This window comes from Ruegeria sp. BG8 (genome assembly GCF_056538325.1).
This window is the reverse complement of record NZ_JBQFSZ010000001.1, coordinates 662,931-685,757: the sequence shown is the minus strand read 5'-3', so window position 1 is coordinate 685,757 and position 22,827 is coordinate 662,931. Positions and strand designations below refer to the sequence as shown.

Here is a 22,827-nt window from a genome sequence, read left to right as displayed (position 1 = left end):
ACATTTTTGGTCAGTTCACGCGCTTTTTTAAAAGATAGATGTCCATGATCCAGCCATGCTGGCTTCGGGCGCGGGCTCGGGTTTCCAGGATCTGCTGTGCAACTTCGGACAATTGTCCTTTGATCAGGATTTCTTCCTTCATCCCAACGTAAGCGCCCCACCAGATGTCAAACTCTGCCATCTCAAGGCTTTGGAACGAGCATTCTCCGTCCAGCATGACGGCGACCTTGGCGGTGGCGTCGGGCCAACCCTCTTCGCGGATGCGTCGCCCGGTTGTAACAACGTACGGCGCACCCAGATCATTGATCGGGATCGCATGGGCCGCGGTAAGCGCCTGAAGCGCCGTGATTCCGGGGATCACACGTGTCGACGGCTGCGGTTGCAGCCGAGACGCGATTCGCAAGGAACTGTCGTAGAGCGAGGGGTCCCCCCAAATCAGCAATGCAACGTGGCGCGCCTTAGGATGGGCCGCAATCGCGTCTTGCCAACGCAACGCAATGGCATCGTGCCATTCGTCAACGCCCCGCAGGTATCCGTCATCCGACCGGCGCTTGGGAATGTCGAAATAAGCGATCGTTTGCGGAGTTTCGGTCACCTGCGCGATGATCTCTTCCCGAAGCCCTGCCAGATCGGCCTTGTTTTCACCTTTTCGCGGAATAAGGATCAAATCTGCGGCCCGAATAGCCTTCGCGCCTTGAAACGTCACGTGATCGGGGTTGCCGGTGCCGATACCGACCAGTGTCAGGTCATACATTGTCGAACTCTGCCAACGGGCCATACAGGATCAATGCAGGGGCGGTGCCGATCTCGGAACTTAGTTTGTCGGACAACGCTCCGACCGTTGCGCGGTGCAGCTTTTGGTCTGGTGTTGACACAGACTCGGCCATCAAGGCTGGGGTGTCCAAAGGCAGCCCATGCTCGTTCAGTGCTTGGACCAGCAAAGGAAAGGTACGTTTTCCCATGAAGACCACGGTGGTTGCGTCCGGGTCGGCCAACGCTGGCAGGTTCAGGTCCTGGGGTAGTTTACCACTGACGTCATGGCCGGTTACAAACTGCACGCGCCGTGCCGTCAAGCGCCGGGTTAGCGGAATACCTGCGGCAGCTGCCGCGGCGACCGCCGACGGGATTCCCGGAATGATTTCGTACGCGATTCCGGCGGCGCGCAGGGCAACCAGCTCTTCCTCAAGGCGCCCGAACATCCCTCCGTCACCGGATTTAAGCCGTACGATACGTTGACCGGTCATTGCATAGTCGACCAGCAGCCGGCTGACATGATCCTGTTTGGGCGAGGGTCGGCCCGCACGCTTTCCGACACCCACCAGATCCGCATCGCTGCGCGCATGCGTCAGGATCGGGCCGCTGCTGAGATCATCGAACAGCACCGCATCCGCCTTTTGCATCCGGTCCACTGCCTTCAGCGTAAGCAATTCGGGATCACCCGGGCCCGAGCCGATGAACGAGACAAAACCACTCATGCCGTGGCCTCTGCGATCAGGTGAAAAAACGTACCGGTAACGTTGTCTCGCCGCGACCCAGTCTGGGGTCCTTCAGCACCTTCCGCATCAAAAACACGTGCAAGCGGGGCGTCGGGTTGTTCGATGATCGAAGAATAGTGAAACTCATGCCCGCGCAAGGCGCTTCCCGCTTTGAAACCCGGCATCTCGGTCAGCAACTCGGCCTTGCGATAGCCAAGGTTGAATTTGCGCTTCTGGTATGAGGTGACCAGCCCCAACAGACCCGCCATCTGATGTTGAACACCGTCCTTGTCGATCAGCGCTTGACCCAAAGCCATGTAACCGCCGCATTCGCCGTGGACGGGCTTGGTTGCTGCATGTGCGCGCAAACCGCTTTGGAATGTGCTTGCGGCTGCCAAGGGGCCTGCATGAAGCTCTGGGTAACCGCCTGGCAACCAAACCAGATCCGCGTCTTGGGCAGGGGCTTCGTCAGCGAGCGGGGAAAAAGGCAAAATTTCTGCGCCCGCCGCGCGCCAACCTTCCAGCAAATGCGGGTAGGTAAACGAAAACGCGGCGTCTCTGGCCAGTGCAATCCGTTGGGCAGGCGGGCGCGGCAGCGCGGCTGACGATGGCCCCACCGGGCCTGAGGAAGCCGCCCGCTTGATTGCTTCAAGATCCACATGTTCCCGCAAGAACGCGGCGTAGCCCACGATTGCGCTCTCCAGATCGGGATGCTCGACCGCTTGAATCAGACCAAGATGCCGCTCCGGCAAAGTCAGATCACCGCGGCGCGGCAAGACGCCCAATACCGGCAATCCAGCGCGCTCCATCCCCAATCGGGTCAACCGTTCATGCCGTGGACTAGCGCAACGGTTCAGGATCACCCCGGCAAACGGCAGGTCGGGGTTGTATATCTTGAACCCCAGCGCCGTCGCAGCAGCGGATTGCGCCTGACCGCCAACGTCCAGCACCAGCACAACTGGCCAGCCCATTCGCAACGCAGTCTCGGCGCTGGTGCCGTGACCCAGCTCACCCGGTTTTGCCACACCGTCGAACAAACCCATGGACCCTTCGGCGACAACAATATCAGCGCCCTCGGCCTGCTCTGAAATCGCGCTGAGCAAGGGATCGCCCATCGCCCAGCTGTCCAGGTTGAAAGAGGCACGCCCTGCCGCAGCCCGATGAAAGGCAGGGTCAATATAGTCCGGCCCACTTTTGAACGGCTGAACCGTCAGGCCATCTTCTGCCAGCGCTCGTAACAAGCCCAGCATGACAGTGGTCTTGCCAGTCCCTGAAGAAGGCGCGGATATCAAAACACCCGGAGGGTTAGTCATCGCCATGGCTCCAGCTTGACCACGGGCTGTCCGCGCTTTGCGGGCGGTACCTGCGGTCGTAGTCTTTTGAGTATAGACAGCTTTCGTCAAACCCTTCGCCCGCGAGGGCGGGGCCCACCATGATCAGGGCTGTCCTGGAAATACTGTCATCCAGCGCATCTTTCAGCGTTTCCAGCGTCGCGCGAATAATCCGTTCATCCGGCCAGCTTGCGCGGTACACAACGGCAACCGGGCAATCGGGGCCGTAAGCTGGGGTCAGGTCGGCAATGACCTTGTCCAGATTTCCAATCGACAAATGGATGGCCAGAGTCGCCCCGGTCCGGGCGAAGTTTTCCAGTGTTTCGCCCTCGGGCATCGACGATGCACGCCCGGGGGTCCGGGTCAAAACAACCGACTGTGCAAATCCGGGTAGCGTAAGTTCGGTGCCCAAGGATGCTGCAGCCGCCGCGAACGAGGGGACGCCCGGCGTCACGCTAACCGGGATTCCCATCTCTTTCAGACGACGGATTTGCTCACCCATCGCCGACCACACGGATAAATCACCAGAGTGCAGGCGCGCGACGTCCTGACCCGCTTGATGCGCAGCCTCGATCTCGGCCATGATCTGATCCAGATCCATGGGCGCAGTGTTGATGATCTTGGCGTCTGCCGGGCAGTGCCCCAGAATTTCTTCGGGCACCAACGACCCCGCATAGAGGCAAACGGGGCAGGACGCGATAATGTCACGCCCGCGAAGGGTCAGCAGATCGGCGGCGCCTGGTCCGGCACCGATGAAATGAACGGTCATTTTAGTCCTCCGATGGCAATGGCGCAGGTGGCCAGCCGGTCGTCCGAGATAAGTCTGGGTGAAAGTAGCCGCGCGCCGGGTCCGGCGGCTGCCAAGGCGGATGCTTCGGCGACGCTGCCGGTCCCATACGTGGCACGGCTGCGGTTCGAGCATGTCAATGTGCGTTGCCCCGCCAACTGGGCAGGTGGGATCAGTTGCAAGGGCAGGGCGAGCAATTCTGCCAGCGCCGACAATGCGGCGTGGCCGTCCTTGTCCGCAACGGTCGCAATAGCACCAACATCGTGACCAGCGGCTGCAGAACCATAAGCGGATTGCAGGCTGTCCAATGTAGCCGCCGAAGAGAAACCCAAACCCGCCACGATCACAGCGTTACGCTCCACTGCACCACCGGATAGGCAGATTTCCAGCCGCGGCGCGGGCCCAATGGGGCCGATTGCGCAAGTTCGATGCGCAACAGCTCACCGCCCAGTTTCGCGTGCCACTGAGCCAGCAAAGCTTCGCTTTCCAAGGTCACCGCATTCGCGACCAGCCTCGTGCCCGCAGTCAGGTTGGTGTGCAGCCAGTTCAACAGCTCGGTGCTGAGGCCACCGCCGATGAAAACGACATGGGGTCGCTCCAGCTCACCCAGTGAGTCTGGCGCAGCACCGTGCACCACGTTCAGCCGATCCTGTCCTAAGGTGTTTGCATTTCGGCGAATGCGCTCGGCGCGATCTGGGCGCGGCTCAATCGTCGTCGCGGTCAGCGTCGGGTCACACATCAACCATTCGATGCTGATCGACCCGGTCCCACCGCCGATATCCCACAAATGCTCGCCTCGCTGAGGCGCCAAGGCGGACAACGTCAGCGCGCGGATTGGGCGTTTGGTGATTTGACCATCATTTTCGAAAATTTCATCGGGCTTGCCAGAGGCTTTGGGAAAGGCCCGACCTGTGCCTGCAACCTCGAGCCCGACGCAAACAGGATGATCAAATCCACCCAGCAAAGCCTCGGTCAGTGATACGCTGCGAGCGCGTTCGCGCGGACCGCCCAGGGCTTCCATGACGTGTAGTCGCGTGTTGGCAAAACCTGTCTCGTTCAAATACGTGGCCAGCTCGGCAACTGCGGCACCGTTGCGCAGCAATAGAATTGCCCGCAAACCCGGCGAAAGATGCGGGCGCATGCGGGTCAGGGGGGCGGCGTGCAAGCCAAAGGTTTGCGTGCTTTCCAACGGCCAGCCCAAACGGGCGGCCGCCAGAGAAAATGTTGACTGCCCGGGCAGGGCTATCCATTCCCCAACCTCAAAACTGCGCGCGATCACAGAACCAGCACCGAACCAGAACGGGTCCCCCGAGGCCAGAACGACCGTCGCCCGACCACGCAAGTTCTGCAGTATCGGTAAGCCATCTGAAAAGGGAACGGGCCATTCAATCTGCTCGGCGCTCTGGTCGGGCAATAACGACAGATGGCGGGGCGGGCCCATGATAACTTCGGCCCGATCCAGCACTTGACGGCTTGCAGGCGAAAGGCCATCAAGCCCATCTTCGCCCAAACCCAATACGGTCAACCAAGGAGCTTCAGACATGCCCAACCTCCTGATCCTTGGTGGTACGACTGAGGCCAACGCTTTGGCCAAAGCTGTTGTCAGCCAAGGAATTCCGGCCGTTTATTCCTATGCCGGTCGTGTGGAAAATCCGCGACCGCAGCCGCTGCCGGTGCGCGTCGGCGGCTTTGGCGGTGCGCAAGGGTTGGCGGCTTACATCCGGGACAACGCGGTGACCCATGTGGTGGACGCCACGCATCCCTTCGCGGCTCAAATGAGCCGGAACGCCTTCGAGGCTTGTGCCGTGACCGGTTCGGCTTTGTCCGCGTTGACCCGTCCGGCATGGCGCGCGCAGCCCGGTGATGCTTGGACGCATGTGCCGGATATCGCTGCCGCAGTCCAGGCATTGTCTGGTGATCCAATGCGCGTGTTTCTGGCTGTCGGTCGCATGCATCTTGAAGATTTCGCGGCGCGACCGCAGCACAACTACCTTCTGCGCCTGATCGACGCGCCCGACGTTGTGCCATTGCCGAATGCAGACGTTATCGCGGCCCGCGGCCCCTTTTCCGAGGCTGAAGACCGCGCGCTGATGCTGGATCACGGGACGCAGTTGGTTGTGTCCAAGAACGCAGGCGGCACTGGCGCGCGCGCCAAGCTGGACGCGGCACGCGCGCTTGGCCTGCCGGTGCTGATGATCGATCGCCCGAACCTGCCCAATCGGGTCGAGCTGTCGAATGTCGCGCAGGTTCTGGACTGGCTGATTCATCCCTGACCCTCATCCGGGGTGAAACGCGGTGTGTAGACGATCGGCGGACCATTGCGTTCGATCACGCGGGTTCGGGAAGAGCCGACGATGACCACTGTTTGCATATCCGCCATTTCGGGTGTTGCATCTGCCAGTGTCGAAATACGTATCGCCTCATCCGCGCGCGACACAGCCCGTGCGAAAAGGATCAGACGCTCTGGCTCGCATTCTTCGCGCAAGATTTCCAACGTCTTTACAAAGCCTTCCGGCCGGGATTTCGAGCGCGGATTATAGAAGGCCATCGAAAAATCCGCCTGTGCCGCAAGACGCAGCCGCTTTTCGATCAGCGACCAGGGTTTGAGGTTGTCGCTAAGGTTGATGGCGCAGAAATCATGCCCCATCGGCGCACCAGCGCGGGCTGACGCGGCCAGCATTGCCGTGATCCCGGGCAAAACATCTATTGGAATATCCCGCCATTCTGCGGGGCCGTCTTCCAAAGCCTCAAAAACCGCAGCCGCCATGGCGAACACACCCGGATCACCAGAAGAAACAACAACGACCCTTTTGCCATCAGCCGCCATTTGCAACGCATGCTGAGACCGGTCGATCTCAACCCGATTGTCACTGGCGTGCAGCGTCAGGCCGTCTCGCTCGGCGATGCGAGCGACATAGGGGATGTAACCCACAACATCCGTAGCGTCGGTCAACGCGGCTGTCACTTCGGGGGTGACCAATGCTTCATCCCCGGGACCAAGGCCCGCGATCTTGACCCAGCCGGTCATGGACGCCGTCCTTGGCCGTGAACGATGATGATCGAAAAATATGGGGTGATCTTGTCGCTTGCCTCAGACAGTTTTGAAACGGTCTGGTTCGGCATTTGTGCGAACTCGACAATCCATGCACGGTCAAACAGACCGGATGATTTCAAAGCGCGTTTCACTTTTTCGATGTTGCGCCCGATCTTCATGACGACCAAGGCATCTGTCTGGCTCATGCGCTCTGCCAATGTCTCTTCGGGCAGGGTGCCGACCAAAACTGTTAACACGTCGTCACCCCACGTGATGGGGTCACCCGTGGCCGTCCACGCCCCGGACATTCCTGTGATGGCCGGGACAACTTCTACCTCAGATATGTCACGCAACCGGCTGTAAAGATGCATGAAAGACCCATAGAAAAAGGGATCTCCCTCGCACAGGACAACAACGTCCTCGCCCTTGTCTGAAAGGGCTTTCAGATGCGCGGCACAGTCTTCATAAAATGACGACAGCAACTCGTTATAGCGCGGATCAGTCAGCGGAATTTCCGTTGTTACCGGGTATTCCATCGGGAATTCTGTTGCGCTTTCGGGGATCATCCCGTTGACGATCTGACGTGCCTGACCGTTGCGGCCCGGTTTGCGAAAGAAGGCCACGTGTCGGGCGTTTCGCAACAGCCGGTCAGCCCGAACGCTCATCAGGTCGGGGTCACCGGGGCCAAGACCCACGCCGTATATCTTGCCGACGCTCATTCCGCCCGGCTCGCGATCGCGTTTATTGCCGCAACGGTGATGGCACTGCCACCCAGACGGCCCTTTACGATGCAGGACGGCACGGGCTGTGCTTCCCAAAGGGCATCTTTGGACTCGACCGCGCCAACAAAGCCAACCGGGCAACCGATGATGGCCGCCGGGCGCGGGCAGTCGGGATCTTCCAGCATGTTCAACAGATGGAACAGGGCGGTCGGTGCGTTTCCGATAGCAACTACAGCGCCCTCAAGGTGCGGACGCCACAGCTCCAGCGCGGCGGCCGAGCGCGTATTGCTCATCTCAGCGGCCAGTGGGCGCACGCGCTCGTCATGCAGGGTGCAGATCACTTCGTTATCGGCGGGCAGGCGGAACCGTGTCACGCCTTCGCTGACCATGCGCGCATCGCACAGGATCGGTGCGCCATTTTCCAGCGCGGTGCGGGCGGCGGCGACAAAACCGGGCGAGAAATGGACGAATTCCTCAAGCCCGACCATTCCAGCGGCATGGATCATGCGGACGGCAACCTGTTCCTCGTCCGCGTCGAACCGGGCCAGATCGGCCTCGGACCGGATGGTGGCAAAGCTTTCTTTATAAATCGCTGCGCCGTCGGTTTCGTACGTGTAGGGCATCAGGTGAAGTCCATATTCATCAGTGTTTCTTTGGTCAGACCACATTGGCTGGGCTCATCCCCTGCGCGGCCTTGTTTGACAAGATCAAATCGTCCGTTGTGGCCGATCAAAGTTATGTCTGCCGATCCCATCCGCGCGCATCCTTTGGCGCAGCCCGAAATATGCAGGCTTCCGGGGATGCGCGGGGCCAGTTTGCGCGCAGTATCACGGGTTTCCACCTGCGCCTGCGTGCAGTATGGCGCGCCGGGGCAGGCGTCCGTAGTCATCAGCGGGTCAGAGCCATCCGTGACAAAGTCCGGGGCGGGTATCGCCGCCCCGCCTTCCAGCAGGATCAGCCGCCACGGGGTGACACGCAGGGCCTTCGCACCGCTGTTTTCCATCAACTCTCGCAAAGCGCGTGCTGGCAGTTGTCCGAAGGCCGCGCCATAGAATGCGCCCTGTTGGCAAGCGCCCGGTTGCAGTGGTGTCCCCACGCACCCCGGGGCGCTGCCCTGCCACTGCTGCGGCAAAGTCTCGACGACCCGTGCCATGCGGCGGGCTTCCGGCGTGTAGGTGCGGGCAAACCACTCGGCCAGAGCGATCAAGTGATCAATGGCCTCGGCTTCCTCTACCACCATTCCGCTAGTTGCACCGTCGGCGCGCAGGATCAGGCCATCCGGGCCAGTCTCCAACCGGATATCGGCGGAATCTCCGGCCAGCAGGCGCTCAAGCCCGGTGTCGATGGCAAAGCCGAACTTGGCGGGCAGGGCGGGCAGTTCGGCCAGCCGGTTGATCAACGCTTGCGTCAATCGCGCGGTCAGATCGCCAGCCTGATACAGCGGTGAGACCAGAATGTTGCGGCGCACCTCGATGCCTGGCTCGGTATCCAGCAGGTTGAGCGCGGCGAGTTCTGCAAGAAGTGCCTGATGATCGCCCTCAGCCACGCCCCGCAATTGCAGGTTGGCGCGGTTGGTCAGGTCGATGGTGCCATTGCCAAAGCGCTCTGCCAGATTGCACAGGCCCACGGCCTGTTCCGCCGTCAGCCGCGCCAGCCGGGGCCGTACCCGCACCACCAGCCCATCGCCGGACATCATCGGTCGGTGCGCACCGGGACACCAGCCTTGGACGACTGGCGCACTCATCCCAGCCCCTCCAGATCAGCGCGGATCGAGTTGCGGCGCGTATTCCAGAGCCCGGCCTCCAACAAGGCGCGGAACCGGTCCTGCATGGCCTGATGGGCCTTTGGGTTGGCTTCGGCCAAAAAGGCGTCGACATCCTCATTGCCCAGTGTGGCATCGTGATAGAGGTCAAAGAGATGCGGTGCGACCGTGCCCGACAGATGCGCAAACGACGCCATGTGATCCAGCGTCGCCGCGATCTCGGCCGCGCCCCGGAATCCGTGGCGTTGCATCCCGGCGATCCAGCCGGGATTGGCTGCACGGGCGTGGACCACGCGGCTGATTTCCTCGGGCAGAGTACGCGCGCGCGGGGTGTCGGGGTTGGTATTGTCCAGATGATACAGCTGCGCGCTGCCGCCGGTGATCTTTTTGGCGGCGGCAAACCCGGCCTCATGCGTGGCGTAGTCATTGGCCAGCAGAAGATCGGTCTCAGTCAGGTCCTGCAGGTGGACAAAGCTGTCGGCATTGGCGACGCGCTGTTTGATCCCGTCCTTGTCCTGCGCGATATGCTCGCCCTCAAGCGCAAAGGAACTGGCGTTGAGCCACGCTTCGCCCGCCTGCGCGCGGGCCTCGTCGGTGTAGACCTCGGACAATTGCGTCATGTTCACGCCATAGCTGCCGGGGGCGGGGCCATAGACGCGGGCGGCGGGCTCTTGTCCGGCATAGGGGTTCCAGTCCGGGGCCTCATCGCGTGCAGTCAGCGCCCGGATCGCCTGACCATACAGCGCCGAAAGCGTCGGGAACACGTCGCGGAACAGGCCCGAGACCCGCAGTGTCACATCCAGCCGCGGGCGGCTCAGGTCGGTTATGGGCAGAACCTCGATGCCCGAGACGCGCTCGGACCCCTTATCCCAGATCGGTTTGACGCCCAGCAGATGCAGCGCCATGGCGAATTCTTCGCCCGCCGTGCGCATGGTGGCCGAACCCCAGAGATCGACGATCAGCCCCTTGGGATAATCGCCTTCCTCTTGCAGATGCCGCCGCACCAGTTCCTCAGCCAGTTTCACGCCTTGGGTATAAGCCGCGCGGGTCGGGACCGAGCGTGGGTCGGTGGTATAGAGGTTCCGCCCCGTCGGCAGCACGTCCGAGCGCCCGCGATAGGGCGAACCGGACGGCCCGGCCTCAATCCGTTTGCCTGCCAGCGCAGCCAGCAAGCCCTCGCGCTCGGCATGGGCCGATGGCGCAGGGTCGAAATTGCCGGTGACTTGCGGAACCCGACCAAAGATGTGCAGCCCGTCGCCGAACTGGCTTTCCTTGATGTCACAGACGAAGCGGTCGATGCGCGTGATCGCCTCGGCGGTGCAAGTGGCCTGATCCAGCCCCAGATCATTTTCCAGCCCAATGGCTTGCGCCTCATCCCGGATGTCTTCCTGCAAGCGGTCGCGGCGCTTGGGGTCCAGACCGTCAGCGTTCGAGAATTCGTCCAGCAGGGATTCCAGCCGCACCATGCGATCTGGCGTACCGCTTTCCTTCAGGGCAGGTGGGATATGGCCCAGCGTAACGGCTCCGATCCGGCGTTTGGCCTGCGCGGCCTCGCCGGGGTCGTTGACGATGAAGGGGTAGATCACGGGCAGATCGCGGATCAGCGCCTCGGGCCAGCATGTGTTGGACAGGGCGACCGATTTGCCCGGCAGCCATTCCAGCGTGCCATGCGCACCGATATGGATCAGCGCATCCGCGTCCAGCCCTTTGCGGAGCCACAGGTAAAAGGCCACGTAACTGTGGCGCGGGGTGCGGGACAGGTCGTGATAGTCATCATCGCGCATCTCGGGCGTGCCGCGTTCAGGTTGCAGCGCAACCAGTGCCTTGCCGCGGCGCAGCGCCGTGAACTCAAATACGTTGTCGCGGAAGGCTGGGTCGTCCTCGGGTCGCCCCCAGACGGTTTGCAGATCAGCGCGCATCTGTTCAGGCAGGTTTGCCAGCGCGACGAGGTAGTCCTGCAGAGGCCATGTAATCCGAGCATCCAGCAATGTGTCGGCAATTGGCTCTGCCGGTGCTGTGGAATAGCCTTCGCTTTGCAGATCGGACAGAATGGCCTCGGCTGAGGCGAGTGCGTCCAGACCGACCGCGTGGGCCATCTGCCAATCCTTGCCCGGGTAGGTGGACAACACCAACGCGGGTACCTGTTCCGACTTTGGCTTGTCATATAGCTTCAACCAGCCGGTAACGCGGTCGATGATGGCTTCGATCCGCTCCTCCTCGGCGCGATGTGCGAAACGGGAGTATTCCAGATGCGGGTCACGCTTTCCGGGCTCTTTGAACGAGGCGATGCCAGCCGAAATCCGACCGTCCACCTCGGGCAGTACCACGTGCATGGCAAGGTCGGCGGGAGACAGGCCGCGTTCGGCCTCGGCCCAGGCTTTGCGGCGTGAGGTGGCAAGCGCGACCTGGAACACTGGCACGTTGGCTGCATCCAGAGGAGAGGTGCCGGATGCACCTTTGCCCGAGAATGAAGTCGCGTTGATGATCGCCGAGGGCTTCAGCGCCGTCAGGGTTTCACGCAACCAATCCGCCGCGGCCGGGGCTTTCAGCGACGGCGCAAACATGCCAAGCGCATTGAGCCCACGCGCGCGCAAATTGCGGATCAGGGTTGCAACCGGGGCGGTGTCGGCTGAGGTCAGATAGGCGCGGTAAAATGTAACGACGATGGTTTTTCCGGCATTCGTGACTGCGCTCTCCACCGGGATCACGCCGCGATCCGGGCACCATGCGCCGCATTCGGGGATCGTCTTGGCCCCCATGACTGGCCCGGCATAAAGCCCTGCGGCCAATGCCATCTGCGCCAGCGCCGCCTGTGCCGCAACTTCGCCGCCTGTATCGCACAGATGCGCCAACCGACGCAGGGTCGAGACGGGCAGGGTGGAGTACTCATCCAGCCGCGTATCCTCGCGCCCGTCGGCGGGCAGCACGGCCAGAGCCAGTCCCTTGGCCTGCGCCAGCGCCAGAACCTGCTGCAATCCGTAGGCCCAATAGGGCACCCCTCCGATCAGGCGGATCAGGATGCCCTTGGCCCCCTCAAGCGTCTGTTCGACATAGGTGTCGACGGACAGGGGATGTTTCAACGCCGTCAGATTGGCCAGCCGCATTGTCGGCAAGCGCCCCTCCGGTCCGCCGCCGCGATGCCAGCCCGCCGCAAAAGCGCCAAGGTCACTGTCCGAAAATGACAGCACCACCAGATCCGCCGGGCTCTGGCCCAGATCGAATGGGGTCTCGGTTTCCTCGAGCCCGTGGCTTTCGCGGAAGACGACGTGCATGGCTTACTCGGCAGCTTCCGGAACACCCGCCAGGATTTCGCGGATTTCAGCCTCTTTGATGTCGTCATGTTCGGCAATCACCACCAGACGCGAGCGGCGTTCTTCGCCGGGCTCCCAGGGGCGGTCGTATTGATGGCGGACGCGCGCGCCTACGGCCTGTACCAGCAGACGCATCGGTTTGCCTTGAACGGCGGCATAGCCCTTGACGCGCAGGATGTTCAGCTCATTGGCCAGACGTTCGATCTTTGCGACCAGATCCAGCGGGTCCGTCTGTTCCGGCAAGTCGACGATGATGCTTTCGAAGTCATCATGCTCGTGATCGTCGTGGCCATCATGATGGCTGGGACGCGCGTCCATGTCATCTTCGGCTGCCGCTTCGAGGCCCAGAACAACGCGCACGTCCACAGCCCCTTCGGCCACTTCAACAACCGGCAAGGGGCGAGGGGCCTCTGCGGCGATGACCTCTTTGGCTTTTGCGATCCCTTCCGGACCGGCCAGATCGGGCTTGGTCAACAGGATAATGTCCGCGCAAGAGATCTGATCCTCGAACACCTCGGACAGCGGCGTTTCGTGATCAATCGAGTCGTCTGCCATCCGCTGGGCATCTACCGCTTCGACATTCGGGGCAAAGCGACCGGCGGCTACGGCCTCGGCATCGGCTAGGGCGATGACACCGTCCACGGTGATTTTCGAACGGATATCCGGCCAGTCGAACGCCTTCAGCAATGGCTTGGGCAGTGCCAGACCAGATGTTTCGATCAGGATATGATCCGGGCGGGGCTCCAGCGCCATCAGCGCTTCGATTGTCGGGATAAAGTCGTCGGCCACGGTGCAACAGATGCAACCGTTTGCCAGCTCCATGATGTTTTCCGCAGGGCAGTCCGGAATGGCGCAGGATTTCAGGATATCGCCATCCACGCCGACATCGCCGAATTCATTGACCACGACAGCCAGGCGCTTGCCCTGTGGGTTCTGCATCAAATGGCGCACAAGCGTGGTTTTTCCCGAGCCCAGAAAGCCGGTGATCACGGTGACGGGGAGTTTTTCGAGATTGCTCATTTCAGGGCTCCAATCGGGGGAATGCGTGAGGCGCAGTTCTTGCGGAAGTGTTCAGGGCGTTCACGCCATTTGACCAAGCCATCCTCGGTGGCCAGATACTTGCTTGCGCCTTCAACGATCACGTCAACATGATCGGTTTCGTTCAGATTCTCGTAGACGAATGTCCAGCGGTCTGGGCCGCCGCGCAAAACGATGGAACAGCCTTGATCGCAATTCGATAGGCATTCAACGGCTTTCAGGGTCACACCCTCGGGCAGTTCGGCTTGTTCCAGTGCTTTATGTAGCAAAGCGCCGGGACGTTGCGCGTCATCCTCGACAGGCAGGCCGCGGCGGCACGTTGTGCAGACCAGCAGCTCAACCGGTGTGGTCTCGGTCATGTCTCTCATCCCCCCAGATCCTTTTGCGGGGGACGGGGTCTCATGCGGGCCACGCGTTGCGACATGGACCCGACACCGGAACACCCCGTCCGGTTTCAACTTCGGCTGTTGGCAGGTCTCCCGGCTTGCGGATGTCAGAGGCCTGGCTCTGGCAGGTGTCCCGCCTTCCCGGCCATTCGGCCAGTGGCTTTGGGCACCCTCTCCGGTCACGGTCGCGGGGGCGGCTGCGTTTGACGGATAACCGCTGACGCATTCCCTTTTCATCTGCCGATGCAGACACCAACGGATGGGACATGCGGCACCGGCAGGTCGCTTGTCAAGCGCGTTGCGCTGATCTGTTGGTGAGTGGGATGAAAAGCGACCTGTCGGCGTCGCTGGGCGGCATGATCTGGTCGGTTTCTCGTGCTGGCATGCCTACGAAATGCGATGACGGAGGCGCAACGAATGAAGGTTGGATTTATCGGACTGGGGAATGTGGGGGGCAAGCTGTCGGGATCGTTGCTGCGCAATGGAATCGACTTGACCGTTCATGACCTGAATTCAACGCTTGTCGAGGCGTTCGTCGCAAAAGGTGCAAAGCCAGCCGAAAGCCCTGCGCAGCTGATGCGGGATTGCGACGCAGTGATCACCTGCTTGCCGTCTCCTGCCGCCTCAGATGCCGTTATGCAAGAGATGTTGCCCGAAGTCGGCCCCGGCAAAATCTGGATGGAGATGTCGACGACCGACGAAGCAGAAGTCAAACGTCTTGGGTCCGAAGTGATCGCGCGCGGCGGTGCCGCAGTGGATTGCCCGGTTTCCGGCGGATGCCACCGGGCGGCGACGGGAAACATCTCGATCTTCGCCGGTTGCGATCGCGAGACCTTTGAAAGAATCCTGCCATTTCTGACCACGATGGGACGCCGCGTTTTACACACGGGCGATCTGGGCTCAGCTTCGGTTCTGAAGGTGCTGACCAACTATCTGGCAACCGCAAACCTGATCACTTGTGCCGAGGCATTGGTCACCGCAAAGGCCGCCGGTATGGACCTGAACACCACGTATGAGGCAATCAAGATCTCATCGGGAACGTCTTTTGTGCATGAAACGGAAAGTCAAGTCATTTTGAACGGGTCACGCGACATCTCATTCACAATGGATCTTGTGAAAAAAGATATCGGTCTTTTTCAGGAAGTGGCTGACCGTGCAGGTGTTCCCTTGGAAATAAACCCTGTCATGATCAATATTTTCGAGGACGGCATCGCCCGGTATGGCGAGCGCGAATTGTCGCCCAACATCATCCGCCGACTTGAGGACGCGACAGGATTGGATATCACAGCCCCCGGTTTCCCGCCCGAGATGGTGGACGACGAACCAGAAGAGGCAGGCTACGAAGTCATCCCAAGTGGACGTGGGGCCGAATGACGCAAGTGGAGCCACGATCCGGCGCTTAGAATTATCGGTGAAGTGGAGGCGAGTACCGGAATCGAACCGGTGTACACGGATTTGCAATCCGCTGCGTCACCACTCCGCCAACTCGCCTTTTCAAGTAAAATCAAATACTTGCCGTGGTGTGACAGGCGTTTTAGCAGCTTTCGTCTGGGGCGTCCAGAGGGTTGAGGGCAAATTTAGACGTATCCGAACACTCGGTGGCTGCGGCGCGTTGAAAAATCTTGTCCGTGCTTGATTAGTTTGATCGACAGGGGCGTTGCCGGTTTTGTCTGGATATGGCACAAGCCACACATCCTAGGGAACAGAACGAGCGACCCAATGACAGATTTCGCAGCCCGGCGCCGCACAATGGTTGATACCCAAATTCGCCCCTCTGACGTAACCAAATTCCCAATCATCGACGCGATGCTGACAGTCCGAAGAGAGAATTTTGTGCCGGACGCGCAGCGTGAAGCCGCCTATGTCGAAGGGCTAATCGAACTGGGGAATGGGCGCTGTATGCTAGAGCCGCGTACTCTGGCCAAGATGCTGGATATCCTCAATATTTCCAACGATGAGGCCGTGTTGGATATCGCTCCGGCTATGGGTTATTCGACGGCTGTTGCCGCGCGTATGGCACAGCTGGTTGTCGCGGTCGAAGAAGACGAGGCGATGGCTGCCGAAGCACAGACCGTTCTGATGGAAGCAGATGCGGATAACGCGATTGTTCATGTGGGGCCTTTGGAGCAAGGCGCAGTCGAGCATGGACCATATGATGTGATTTTGATCCAGGGCGGAGTCGAGCAGGTTCCAGCTGCTCTGACCGATCAACTCAAGGATCACGGTCGGATCGCGGCTTTGTTTATGGACGGTGAGCTGGGAACTGTCCGGATTGGACACAAATCTGGCACCCGCGTCACATGGCGGCACGCTTTTAACGCCAATGCGCCGGTTTTGAAGGCATTTTCCATGGATCGTGCATTTTCGCTATAATTTTGTGTAAGTTTATTCTGTCGCCTTGATTAGTTGAAAACAAACGCGCAAACTGTCGGCAGGGCAGCGTAATTTTTGATTTGAGAGGATTTCGTTATGAGTTCGAAGGCGGGAGGTAAACTGGTCAAGGCGTTGGCGCTGACGGCTGGTGTTGCGCTTAGTGTTATACCCGGTCGTGCAGCTTGGGCTGATAATCTGACGGATGCACTGATAGGGGCCTACAATACCAGTGGCCTACTTGAACAGAACCGTGCGCTGCTGCGCGCGGCTGACGAAGACGTGGCAATCGCATTGGCCGCTTTGCGACCAATCATCAACTGGACGGCTCAGATTAGTCAGGATTACAACCGGTCTTCGGTGGATGACGTCGTCACACGGAATGAGCCGTCGACCTTCTTCACCGGCCTTGCGTTAAGTCAGTTGGTTTACGATGGTGGCTTCTCGGTTCTGGGTAAGCAGTCCGCGCAAGAGATCGTTCTGTCCACACGGCAGAACTTGATCGACATTGAACAGGCCGTTCTATTCCGGGCTGTAAACGCATATCTACAGGTGGTTCTGCAGGAAGAAACCGTTCAGATTCAGTTGAACGATGTGGAAGTGTCCGCCGAGGAACTTCGCGCGTCACAAGACCGTTTCGACGTTGGCGAAGTCACACGAACAGACGTTGCCTTGTCCGAGGCACAGCTGGCGAGCGCGCAAGCTGAACTGGCGGTGGCACGTGGTAACCTGAGCACCGCTATCGCCGAATATGTAAATGCTGTCGGAAAGGAGCCCGGTGCAACTGCGGGACAACCAAGCCTGCCAAACCTGCCAAACTCTGAAGCGGAAGCTATCGCTTTCGCGCAGCGCAACCACCCCGCCATCCTGTCCTCGCAGCACGAAGTTCGCGCTTTTGACATCGCTGTTCAGCAGCAGCGCGCAAACCTTGGGCCGAACGTAACTTTGAACGCTGACGCTGGTATTCAGGAGACGTTCGACAATGATGACAGTCTTGAAACCGCATCCATTTCGCTGAACTTCACTCAACCGATTTACGCAGGTGGTGCGCTGGCTGCTCAGGTGCGTAGCGCAATGGCCACGCGCGATGCGTCGCGCGCAAACTTGTTGAACGTTGAAAAAGACATCCGACAGGGTGTTGCTGCGGCCTATGCGAATTTCCAGGCGGCGTCGGCCAGTTTGCGGGCGTCGACCGAACAGGTCCGAGCCTCTCAGGTCGCCTTTGACGGTATCCGTGAAGAGGCAACATTGGGCGCACGGACAACACTGGACGTACTAAATGCGCAGCAAGACCTGTTGGACGCGCAGTTGGCCGAAGTTGGGTCGCGGACAGAACGTTCTATCGCAGCCTATGATTTGCTGCAGGCGCAGGGTCTTTTGACTGCTGAACGTCTCGGTTTGGCTGTACAAATCTATGACCCGACACTGTACTACAACTTGGTCAAGAAAGCCCCGGCACAATTGAGTAAGCAGAGCAAGGATCTGGATCGTGTACTCAAAGCGTTGCGGCGTGAATAAACGCCGCGACTACGTGTTGTGACCTTGAACAAGTTTGACTACACTCTTTCCTAAGGAAAGAGTGGTGTAAAAAAATGACCGATAACTTCGTCAATGGTGAAGTGGAGGACGTTTTGTCTTCCATTAAACGCCTGGTAAGTGAAGAAGGGCGGAAAATTCCTGGAATACGGGCCACGCAGGAGAGAAAACCTGATAGGCTGGTTTTGACTGACGCGTTACGCGTCAGCGAAAATACTGACAATCGGGATGAAGAATTCGACGAATCGAATCTAGAGCAGGCTGTCGCACCATCAGCGAGGCCTATTCTTCTAAAGGCGAGTGATGCAGTCAAAGAAGATGTTCGCGACACCAATTCGAATGAAACTCCTGCGCAGAATGCTGCTGAAAGTTTGAGCTCAAAAATAGAAGCGTTGGAAGCTGCGATAGCGAAAACGGAAGATCAATGGGAGCCGGACGGAGATAGCGAGGATGCCTATTCTGGGACCTTGGCGAAGGCCATAAACTGGGCCGATGAGTTTGACCTTGAGGGCGCACAAGCCGCTCAGGCAGACGAAGAACCTGAAGAGCCAATCAAGTCCGAAACCAAGGCGACCTTCATACGCGACCCCGAAACAACGTCACGCATGGCTGCTCCGGCCGCTGCGCCACGGGATGTGGAGACACTGGATCAGGAAGCCTTGCGCGCACTGATTGCCAAGGTCGTGCGGGAAGAGCTGCAGGGCGTTCTTGGTGAGCGTATTACACGGAACGTTCGAAAGATGGTGCGCCGCGAAATTCAGAAAGCCCTGGCTGAATACAAGGTCGAGTAATCCGTCATCCTCGACTGGGTTTTTCTGCCAAATCCAACAAGCGATCCAAATCCATACTGCGCTCAAGATGCGTTGCAAGGGCATCCAGAGTATCTTCAACACCTTCTTCGTAGGCCAATTCGGACTTAACGCCCAATTCCGACAGGTAGAGGCCCCGGAACGCGTCTGACGAAAATATACCGTGTAAGTAACTGCCCCGGATGCGCCCGGTTCGGTCAGTGGCACCTTCGGGCCGTCCCTCAATCTCAAGCCAGGCTCTGGTGCAATCGGGGCCCTCGGTGCGGCCCATGTGGATTTCGTATCCTGAGACTGGTTCATTCCCCGGAAGGGCGCGAGCGGATCGCAGGGTGACCTGCTTTTGTCCGGCCATTACCGTATCGACATCCAGCAAACCCAACCCTTTTACGGTGCCGGGGCGACCGTCGACACCATCGGGATCTGCGATGCTGTTTCCTAACATCTGATACCCGCCGCATAGGCCTAGAACGTGCCCTCCACGGCGGACATGGGCGTATAGGTCCACATCCCAGCCTTGAGCGCGAAAATAGGCCAGATCCCCAATCGTTGATTTGCTGCCGGGCAGTAAGACAAGGTTCGCATCGCCAGGTAAAGGTCGTCCTGCCGGGACAATTTCAACCGTAACGCCGGGTTCCGCAGACAGCGGGTCCAGATCGTCAAAGTTCGCCATCCGCTCCAGCTGAGGCACGACAACTTTGCAATCGCCACCGTGATGGGATCGGATATCCATCATGTCTTCCGCCGGCAGTTTCCAGGCGTCCTGAAACCACGGCACAACGCCCAGACAAGGCCATCCAGTGCGGTTTGCGATGTCGTCTCTGCCGTCGTCGAACAAAGTCACATCGCCCTTAAAGCGGTTTACGGCAAATCCTTTGATCATCGCCAAATCGCCCGGGTCCAGAACGGCCTGAGTGCCGACGATCTGCGCAATTACCCCGCCGCGGTGGATGTCGCCGACCAGAATGACGGGCACTCCCGCTGCACAGGCAAAACCCATATTGGCGATATCGCCCTTACGCAGATTGGTTTCGGCCGGGCTGCCGGCACCTTCGACAAGAACCAGATCCGCGTCATCGCAAAGACGATCAAAACTTTCTAGCGCGGCCCCTAGCAGCTTGGCCTTGTCCTTGCGGTAATCGCCGGCCTTCATCGTCCCTGCGCGGTGTCCCTGAACAATGATCTGTGCGCCGGTGTCTGTTTCGGGTTTGAGCAGGATGGGATTCATGTCTGTATGCGTCGGCCTCTTGGCTGCCCGCGCCTGCAGCGCCTGCGCGCGCCCGATCTCGCCCCCGTTTTCAGTTACGGCGGCATTGTTTGACATGTTCTGAGGCTTGAACGGCGCCACACGAAGACCGCGTCGCGTGTATGCGCGCGCCAGCCCGGCCACCAACACCGATTTCCCGACATTGCTGCCGGTACCTTGAATCATGATGGCGCGAACCATATCGAGTCTCCTATAACTGGCGGGCAGATGACCCGATTTGATGGCAGAGGGAAAGCCCCGATGAATACTCCAGCGCATCTTTTAATCGGGGCAGCCGCTTTCGCCCGCCCAGCTCATGGGCGCACGTTGCAAGCGGTGCTAATCGGATCGGTACTGCCAGACCTGTCGCTGTACCTGATGGCAGGCGTGTCCCTGTTCATACTGGGGATTCCGGAACAGGTTGTGTTTGGCCAACTCTACTATTCTTCGTCATGGCAGACCGTTTTTGCGATCGACAACTCCTTTCTGATCTGGGGGGCGGCATGGGGCATTGCGATGTGGCTGGGCGCGCGTCCTCTGATCTTGGGCGCGTCTGCGGGTTTGCTACACCTGTTGACTGACTTTCTGCTGCATGCAGGGGACGGCAGGCCTCAGTTCTGGCCCGTCAGTTCTTGGGTTTTTCATAGCCCGATCAGCTATTGGGACAGCACGCATCACGCGCAGTGGGTGGTCCCGTTCTCGATCATGGCATGTGCCATCGCCTATGGTGTCCTTTGGCGCAGAGGATTGAACGCCTCGACCAAAATGTTCTTTGGGACTTTGTTGGCAGCTGAAATATGGGTCGCCCGCCAATGGCTGCTGTTTTTCTAAGCTTACGTTTGCAAAAGAAAAGCGCGCTCTTGCTGGAAGAGCGCGCTTTTTCAATAAGATTGCAGCTCAGGTCAGGCGGCTTCGGCCTGCTGCGCTGCGTTACGGCGTTCGCTTTCTTCACGCGACAGAGCGACCGAAGTCCGCACTCCGCGACCAACGAATTCCATCAGGCCACTAACAACCCGTTCATTCGGGTCGATGCCTGCACAGGACAGTACCTCGCGACCATCGCGCGAGCGTGCCCAACGGGCAATCTGTTCGGGGCCGTTGCCGTACTTTTTGTCATCGGCAATGGCATCATCAAGTGCAGCCAACACAACGGCTGCGAAAAGTTTGCGCGCACGGTTGCCTTGCTCATTGTTAAAGGCGGTGCCGTCAACGAAATCTCTCATCTCGTCTTCCTTGTTGTTCTTGCTCTTGCATTTTCGGCGTGACGGTCCTTATGACCGATTAAGTGTGATTCGGATACACCTAATATGCATAGTTGCGTTGCGTCATTTGCATGGCTCGCTGCAACTGCAGCACAAGGTATCGTTGTCTTGCCAGGTGCAGCCACGCCAGATATAGGGACGACAACTGACGCATCAACCGTTTGTGAAGGATTTATGTCATGCCCAAGGTAAATGGGAACGAAATTCGCCCCGGCAACGTGCTTGAGCATAATGACGGCCTGTGGGCGGCGGTCAAAGTTGATCATGTAAAGCCCGGAAAAGGCGGCGCATTTGCGCAGGTCGAACTGCGTAACCTGCGCAACGGCTCGAAGTTGAATGAGCGTTTCCGCTCGGCCGATAAAGTCGAACGCGTGCGGTTGGAGCAGAAAGATCAGCAGTTCCTTTACGAATCCGACGGTATGCTGGTGTTCATGGATTCCGAAACCTATGAGCAGATCGAACTGCCGTCTGATCTGCTGGGCGAACGCCGCCCGTTTCTGCAGGACGGCATGACAATCGTGGTCGAATTCTACGAATCTGAGGCACTGAACGCGACCCTGCCGCAAAAGGTGACGTGTAAGATTGTCGAGACCGAGCCGGTCGTCAAAGGCCAGACCGCTGCAAACTCGTTCAAACCGGCGATTTTGGACAATGGGGTGAAGGTCATGGTGCCTCCGTTCATCGGCCAGGATGAGATGATCGTGGTGAACACCGAGACCATGGAATATTCCGAACGCGCTTAATTTTCGCGGCGGAACCAAGAAAACCGGGCCGTGCAGTTTTTACTGTGCGGCCCTTTTAGTTGTGGCGCTTTATTCGGCGGTATTTTTCCGGATTGGGCCCAAACAATTCCAGCATCAGCTCATATTTGATGCGATTGGCACTGACCTGACGGTAGAAGGCGATCAAAAAGGCGGTCGGTCCTTGAATCCGGCTGAGCCCACTGGTGGCCGCGACCACTGTGCCGACATCTGTCTTGCCTTGCAGAACCAACCAACCACCCAGCATCAATATGCCAACTGTTCCGGCACCGTTGATCACGCTCAGCAGGAATTTGGCGGATAGTTTCCAAATGAACATTTTACGCCGGGTTTCGAAGATATCGTCAAATTGCGCCTCAACATCGCGCGAGATCTTGTCGATTTCTTCAGCGGTCAGTCGGTCGGTGGCACTGCGCAGGATGCGAACACGTTCGGCTACGAAGACGTTCACCTTGCGCTGTGAGAGCAGCACGATGAAGATTTGCGGAACAATCATGGAAAAGGCGATCAAGCCCAAACCCGGCTGAGTTGATGAAATATAGCCGATCACGCTGATCAACGTGCCAATTTGCACGACCGGATCCGAGAACGCGCCGCCTGCGAATTTACCCAGTTCTTCTGCTTCGGCTGAAATGGCGGTTGTCATTGTGCCCTTGCGGACCGTCTCACCCGTGCCCCCGATATCCGCCGAGCGCACCAGCAGCCTTTGGCGGATCATGCGGATCATGTCCTCGCCCAGTGTGCCCGCGCGATAGCCCAGTACCCACTTCAAGCCCAGGCTGAGCAAGATCACAGCCATCATACCTGCGCCCAGCAAGATAAGCCGGTCTGGTTCAACGTTGCTTGCGGTCAGGTGGTTGATGATGTCGCGCTGAAACTCAAGCGGAACGGCCGCTAGGGCGGCAACGGACAATGACAGGGCAATAAGGATAATTTGACGCCCGGCGCTTGCGTGCCAGATCGCTCTGTACAGCTTGAACATATTTGCACCTGTTTCAGT

23 protein-coding genes, 1 tRNA gene and 1 riboswitch are annotated in these 22,827 nt (G+C 59.3%); of the genes, 7 read left to right on the top strand and 17 right to left on the bottom strand.

The annotated features are described in order from the left end of the window. Positions 1–10 precede the first annotated feature (10 nt). Genes cobF through cbiE form a run of 6 tightly spaced genes read right to left on the bottom strand, consistent with a single transcriptional unit; the run spans position 11 to position 5,136 of the window. The gene (gene cobF, locus ACR0DG_RS03475; RefSeq protein WP_480694333.1) at positions 11–754 is read right to left on the bottom strand and encodes a precorrin-6A synthase (deacetylating); all 744 of its coding nucleotides are present in this window, start codon (positions 752–754) and stop codon (positions 11–13) included. Next, a complete protein-coding gene (gene cobA / locus ACR0DG_RS03470) occupies positions 747–1,475 on the bottom strand; it encodes a uroporphyrinogen-III C-methyltransferase (protein WP_480694331.1) in 729 nt (242 codons plus the stop codon). Before cobA ends, cobF begins: the two co-directional genes overlap by 8 nt. Further along, on the bottom strand, positions 1,472–2,794 hold the full coding sequence (locus tag ACR0DG_RS03465) for a cobyrinic acid a,c-diamide synthase CobB (RefSeq protein WP_480694329.1): 1,323 nt from the start codon (positions 2,792–2,794) through the stop codon (positions 1,472–1,474). Before ACR0DG_RS03465 ends, cobA begins: the two co-directional genes overlap by 4 nt. Further along, complete coding sequence (gene cobM / locus ACR0DG_RS03460) at positions 2,781–3,575, bottom strand: precorrin-4 C(11)-methyltransferase (RefSeq protein WP_480694328.1); 795 nt, start codon at positions 3,573–3,575, stop codon at positions 2,781–2,783. Before cobM ends, ACR0DG_RS03465 begins: the two co-directional genes overlap by 14 nt. Then, positions 3,572–3,940, bottom strand: coding sequence for a cobalamin biosynthesis protein (locus tag ACR0DG_RS03455; RefSeq protein ID WP_480694981.1), 369 nt, complete (start codon positions 3,938–3,940; stop codon positions 3,572–3,574). Before ACR0DG_RS03455 ends, cobM begins: the two co-directional genes overlap by 4 nt. Continuing rightward, a complete protein-coding gene (cbiE, locus tag ACR0DG_RS03450) occupies positions 3,937–5,136 on the bottom strand; it encodes a precorrin-6y C5,15-methyltransferase (decarboxylating) subunit CbiE (protein ID WP_480694326.1) in 1,200 nt (399 codons plus the stop codon). The genes ACR0DG_RS03455 and cbiE overlap by 4 nt, the downstream gene beginning before the upstream one ends. Here cbiE and ACR0DG_RS03445 point away from each other — a divergent pair. Beyond that, a complete protein-coding gene (locus ACR0DG_RS03445) occupies positions 5,135–5,866 on the top strand; it encodes a cobalt-precorrin-6A reductase (protein WP_480694324.1) in 732 nt (243 codons plus the stop codon). The two genes, cbiE and ACR0DG_RS03445, sit on opposite strands and share 2 nt — an antisense overlap. On the opposite strand, the gene cobJ is transcribed toward ACR0DG_RS03445, so the two are convergent. The 7 genes from cobJ to ACR0DG_RS03410 are packed head-to-tail and all read right to left on the bottom strand — an operon-like array spanning position 5,857 to position 13,819. Continuing rightward, positions 5,857–6,621: a precorrin-3B C(17)-methyltransferase gene (gene cobJ / locus ACR0DG_RS03440; protein ID WP_480694322.1), complete on the bottom strand. Its 765-nt coding sequence runs from the start codon at positions 6,619–6,621 to the stop codon at positions 5,857–5,859. The two genes, ACR0DG_RS03445 and cobJ, sit on opposite strands and share 10 nt — an antisense overlap. After that, positions 6,618–7,346 (bottom strand): precorrin-2 C(20)-methyltransferase, encoded by a 729-nt coding sequence (locus ACR0DG_RS03435; RefSeq protein ID WP_480694320.1) that lies wholly within the window; start codon positions 7,344–7,346, stop codon positions 6,618–6,620. Before ACR0DG_RS03435 ends, cobJ begins: the two co-directional genes overlap by 4 nt. Further along, the gene (locus ACR0DG_RS03430) at positions 7,343–7,972 is read right to left on the bottom strand and encodes a precorrin-8X methylmutase (RefSeq protein WP_170354666.1); all 630 of its coding nucleotides are present in this window, start codon (positions 7,970–7,972) and stop codon (positions 7,343–7,345) included. The genes ACR0DG_RS03435 and ACR0DG_RS03430 overlap by 4 nt, the downstream gene beginning before the upstream one ends. Continuing rightward, on the bottom strand, positions 7,972–9,093 hold the full coding sequence (gene cobG / locus ACR0DG_RS03425; protein WP_480694318.1) for a precorrin-3B synthase: 1,122 nt from the start codon (positions 9,091–9,093) through the stop codon (positions 7,972–7,974). The genes ACR0DG_RS03430 and cobG overlap by 1 nt, the downstream gene beginning before the upstream one ends. Further along, complete coding sequence (gene cobN, locus ACR0DG_RS03420) at positions 9,090–12,383, bottom strand: cobaltochelatase subunit CobN (protein ID WP_480694316.1); 3,294 nt, start codon at positions 12,381–12,383, stop codon at positions 9,090–9,092. Before cobN ends, cobG begins: the two co-directional genes overlap by 4 nt. Positions 12,384–12,386: 3 nt before the next feature. Beyond that, positions 12,387–13,442, bottom strand: coding sequence for a cobalamin biosynthesis protein CobW (gene cobW, locus ACR0DG_RS03415; RefSeq protein ID WP_480694314.1), 1,056 nt, complete (start codon positions 13,440–13,442; stop codon positions 12,387–12,389). Next, entirely contained in the window at positions 13,439–13,819 is a 381-nt protein-coding gene (locus tag ACR0DG_RS03410; RefSeq protein WP_480694312.1) for a DUF1636 family protein, read from the bottom strand. Before ACR0DG_RS03410 ends, cobW begins: the two co-directional genes overlap by 4 nt. A gap of 93 nt (positions 13,820–13,912) precedes the next feature. Further along, positions 13,913–14,118, bottom strand: a riboswitch (cobalamin riboswitch). Positions 14,119–14,245: 127 nt separating this feature from the next. On the opposite strand from ACR0DG_RS03410, the gene ACR0DG_RS03405 reads away from it, so the two are divergent. Continuing rightward, positions 14,246–15,220, top strand: a complete 975-nt coding sequence (locus ACR0DG_RS03405; protein ID WP_480694310.1) for an NAD(P)-dependent oxidoreductase — start codon at positions 14,246–14,248, stop codon at positions 15,218–15,220. A gap of 43 nt (positions 15,221–15,263) precedes the next feature. Here ACR0DG_RS03405 and ACR0DG_RS03400 read toward each other — a convergent pair. Next, a tRNA-Cys gene (locus tag ACR0DG_RS03400) sits at positions 15,264–15,337 on the bottom strand. 228 nt (positions 15,338–15,565) lie between these two features. Here ACR0DG_RS03400 and ACR0DG_RS03395 point away from each other — a divergent pair. The 3 genes from ACR0DG_RS03395 to ACR0DG_RS03385 all read left to right on the top strand — a co-directional run bounded on the left by ACR0DG_RS03395 (position 15,566) and on the right by ACR0DG_RS03385 (position 18,543). After that, on the top strand, positions 15,566–16,219 hold the full coding sequence (locus tag ACR0DG_RS03395) for a protein-L-isoaspartate O-methyltransferase family protein (RefSeq protein WP_480694308.1): 654 nt from the start codon (positions 15,566–15,568) through the stop codon (positions 16,217–16,219). A 96-nt stretch (positions 16,220–16,315) separates the two neighbouring features. Further along, positions 16,316–17,734 (top strand): TolC family outer membrane protein, encoded by a 1,419-nt coding sequence (locus ACR0DG_RS03390; protein WP_480694306.1) that lies wholly within the window; start codon positions 16,316–16,318, stop codon positions 17,732–17,734. A gap of 74 nt (positions 17,735–17,808) precedes the next feature. Next, a complete protein-coding gene (locus ACR0DG_RS03385) occupies positions 17,809–18,543 on the top strand; it encodes a hypothetical protein (protein ID WP_480694304.1) in 735 nt (244 codons plus the stop codon). Positions 18,544–18,547: 4 nt separating this feature from the next. Here ACR0DG_RS03385 and ACR0DG_RS03380 read toward each other — a convergent pair whose 3' ends face one another. Then, positions 18,548–20,005 (bottom strand): cobyric acid synthase, encoded by a 1,458-nt coding sequence (locus tag ACR0DG_RS03380; protein ID WP_480694302.1) that lies wholly within the window; start codon positions 20,003–20,005, stop codon positions 18,548–18,550. A gap of 60 nt (positions 20,006–20,065) precedes the next feature. Here ACR0DG_RS03380 and ACR0DG_RS03375 point away from each other — a divergent pair, with 60 nt between their 5' ends. After that, positions 20,066–20,635 carry a cobalamin biosynthesis protein CobQ gene (locus ACR0DG_RS03375; protein ID WP_480694300.1) on the top strand — a complete coding sequence of 190 codons (570 nt, stop codon included), beginning with the start codon at positions 20,066–20,068 and terminating at the stop codon, positions 20,633–20,635. A gap of 71 nt (positions 20,636–20,706) precedes the next feature. Here the strand turns inward: ACR0DG_RS03375 and ACR0DG_RS03370 are convergent, their stop codons facing one another. Continuing rightward, positions 20,707–21,027 carry a DUF6280 family protein gene (locus ACR0DG_RS03370; RefSeq protein WP_037310273.1) on the bottom strand — a complete coding sequence of 107 codons (321 nt, stop codon included), beginning with the start codon at positions 21,025–21,027 and terminating at the stop codon, positions 20,707–20,709. A gap of 218 nt (positions 21,028–21,245) precedes the next feature. Here ACR0DG_RS03370 and efp point away from each other — a divergent pair, with 218 nt between their 5' ends. Then, a complete protein-coding gene (gene efp, locus ACR0DG_RS03365; RefSeq protein ID WP_480694298.1) occupies positions 21,246–21,809 on the top strand; it encodes an elongation factor P in 564 nt (187 codons plus the stop codon). Positions 21,810–21,864: 55 nt separating this feature from the next. Here the strand turns inward: efp and ACR0DG_RS03360 are convergent, their stop codons facing one another. Beyond that, positions 21,865–22,809, bottom strand: a complete 945-nt coding sequence (locus ACR0DG_RS03360; RefSeq protein WP_480694296.1) for an ABC transporter transmembrane domain-containing protein — start codon at positions 22,807–22,809, stop codon at positions 21,865–21,867. Positions 22,810–22,827 lie beyond the last annotated feature (18 nt).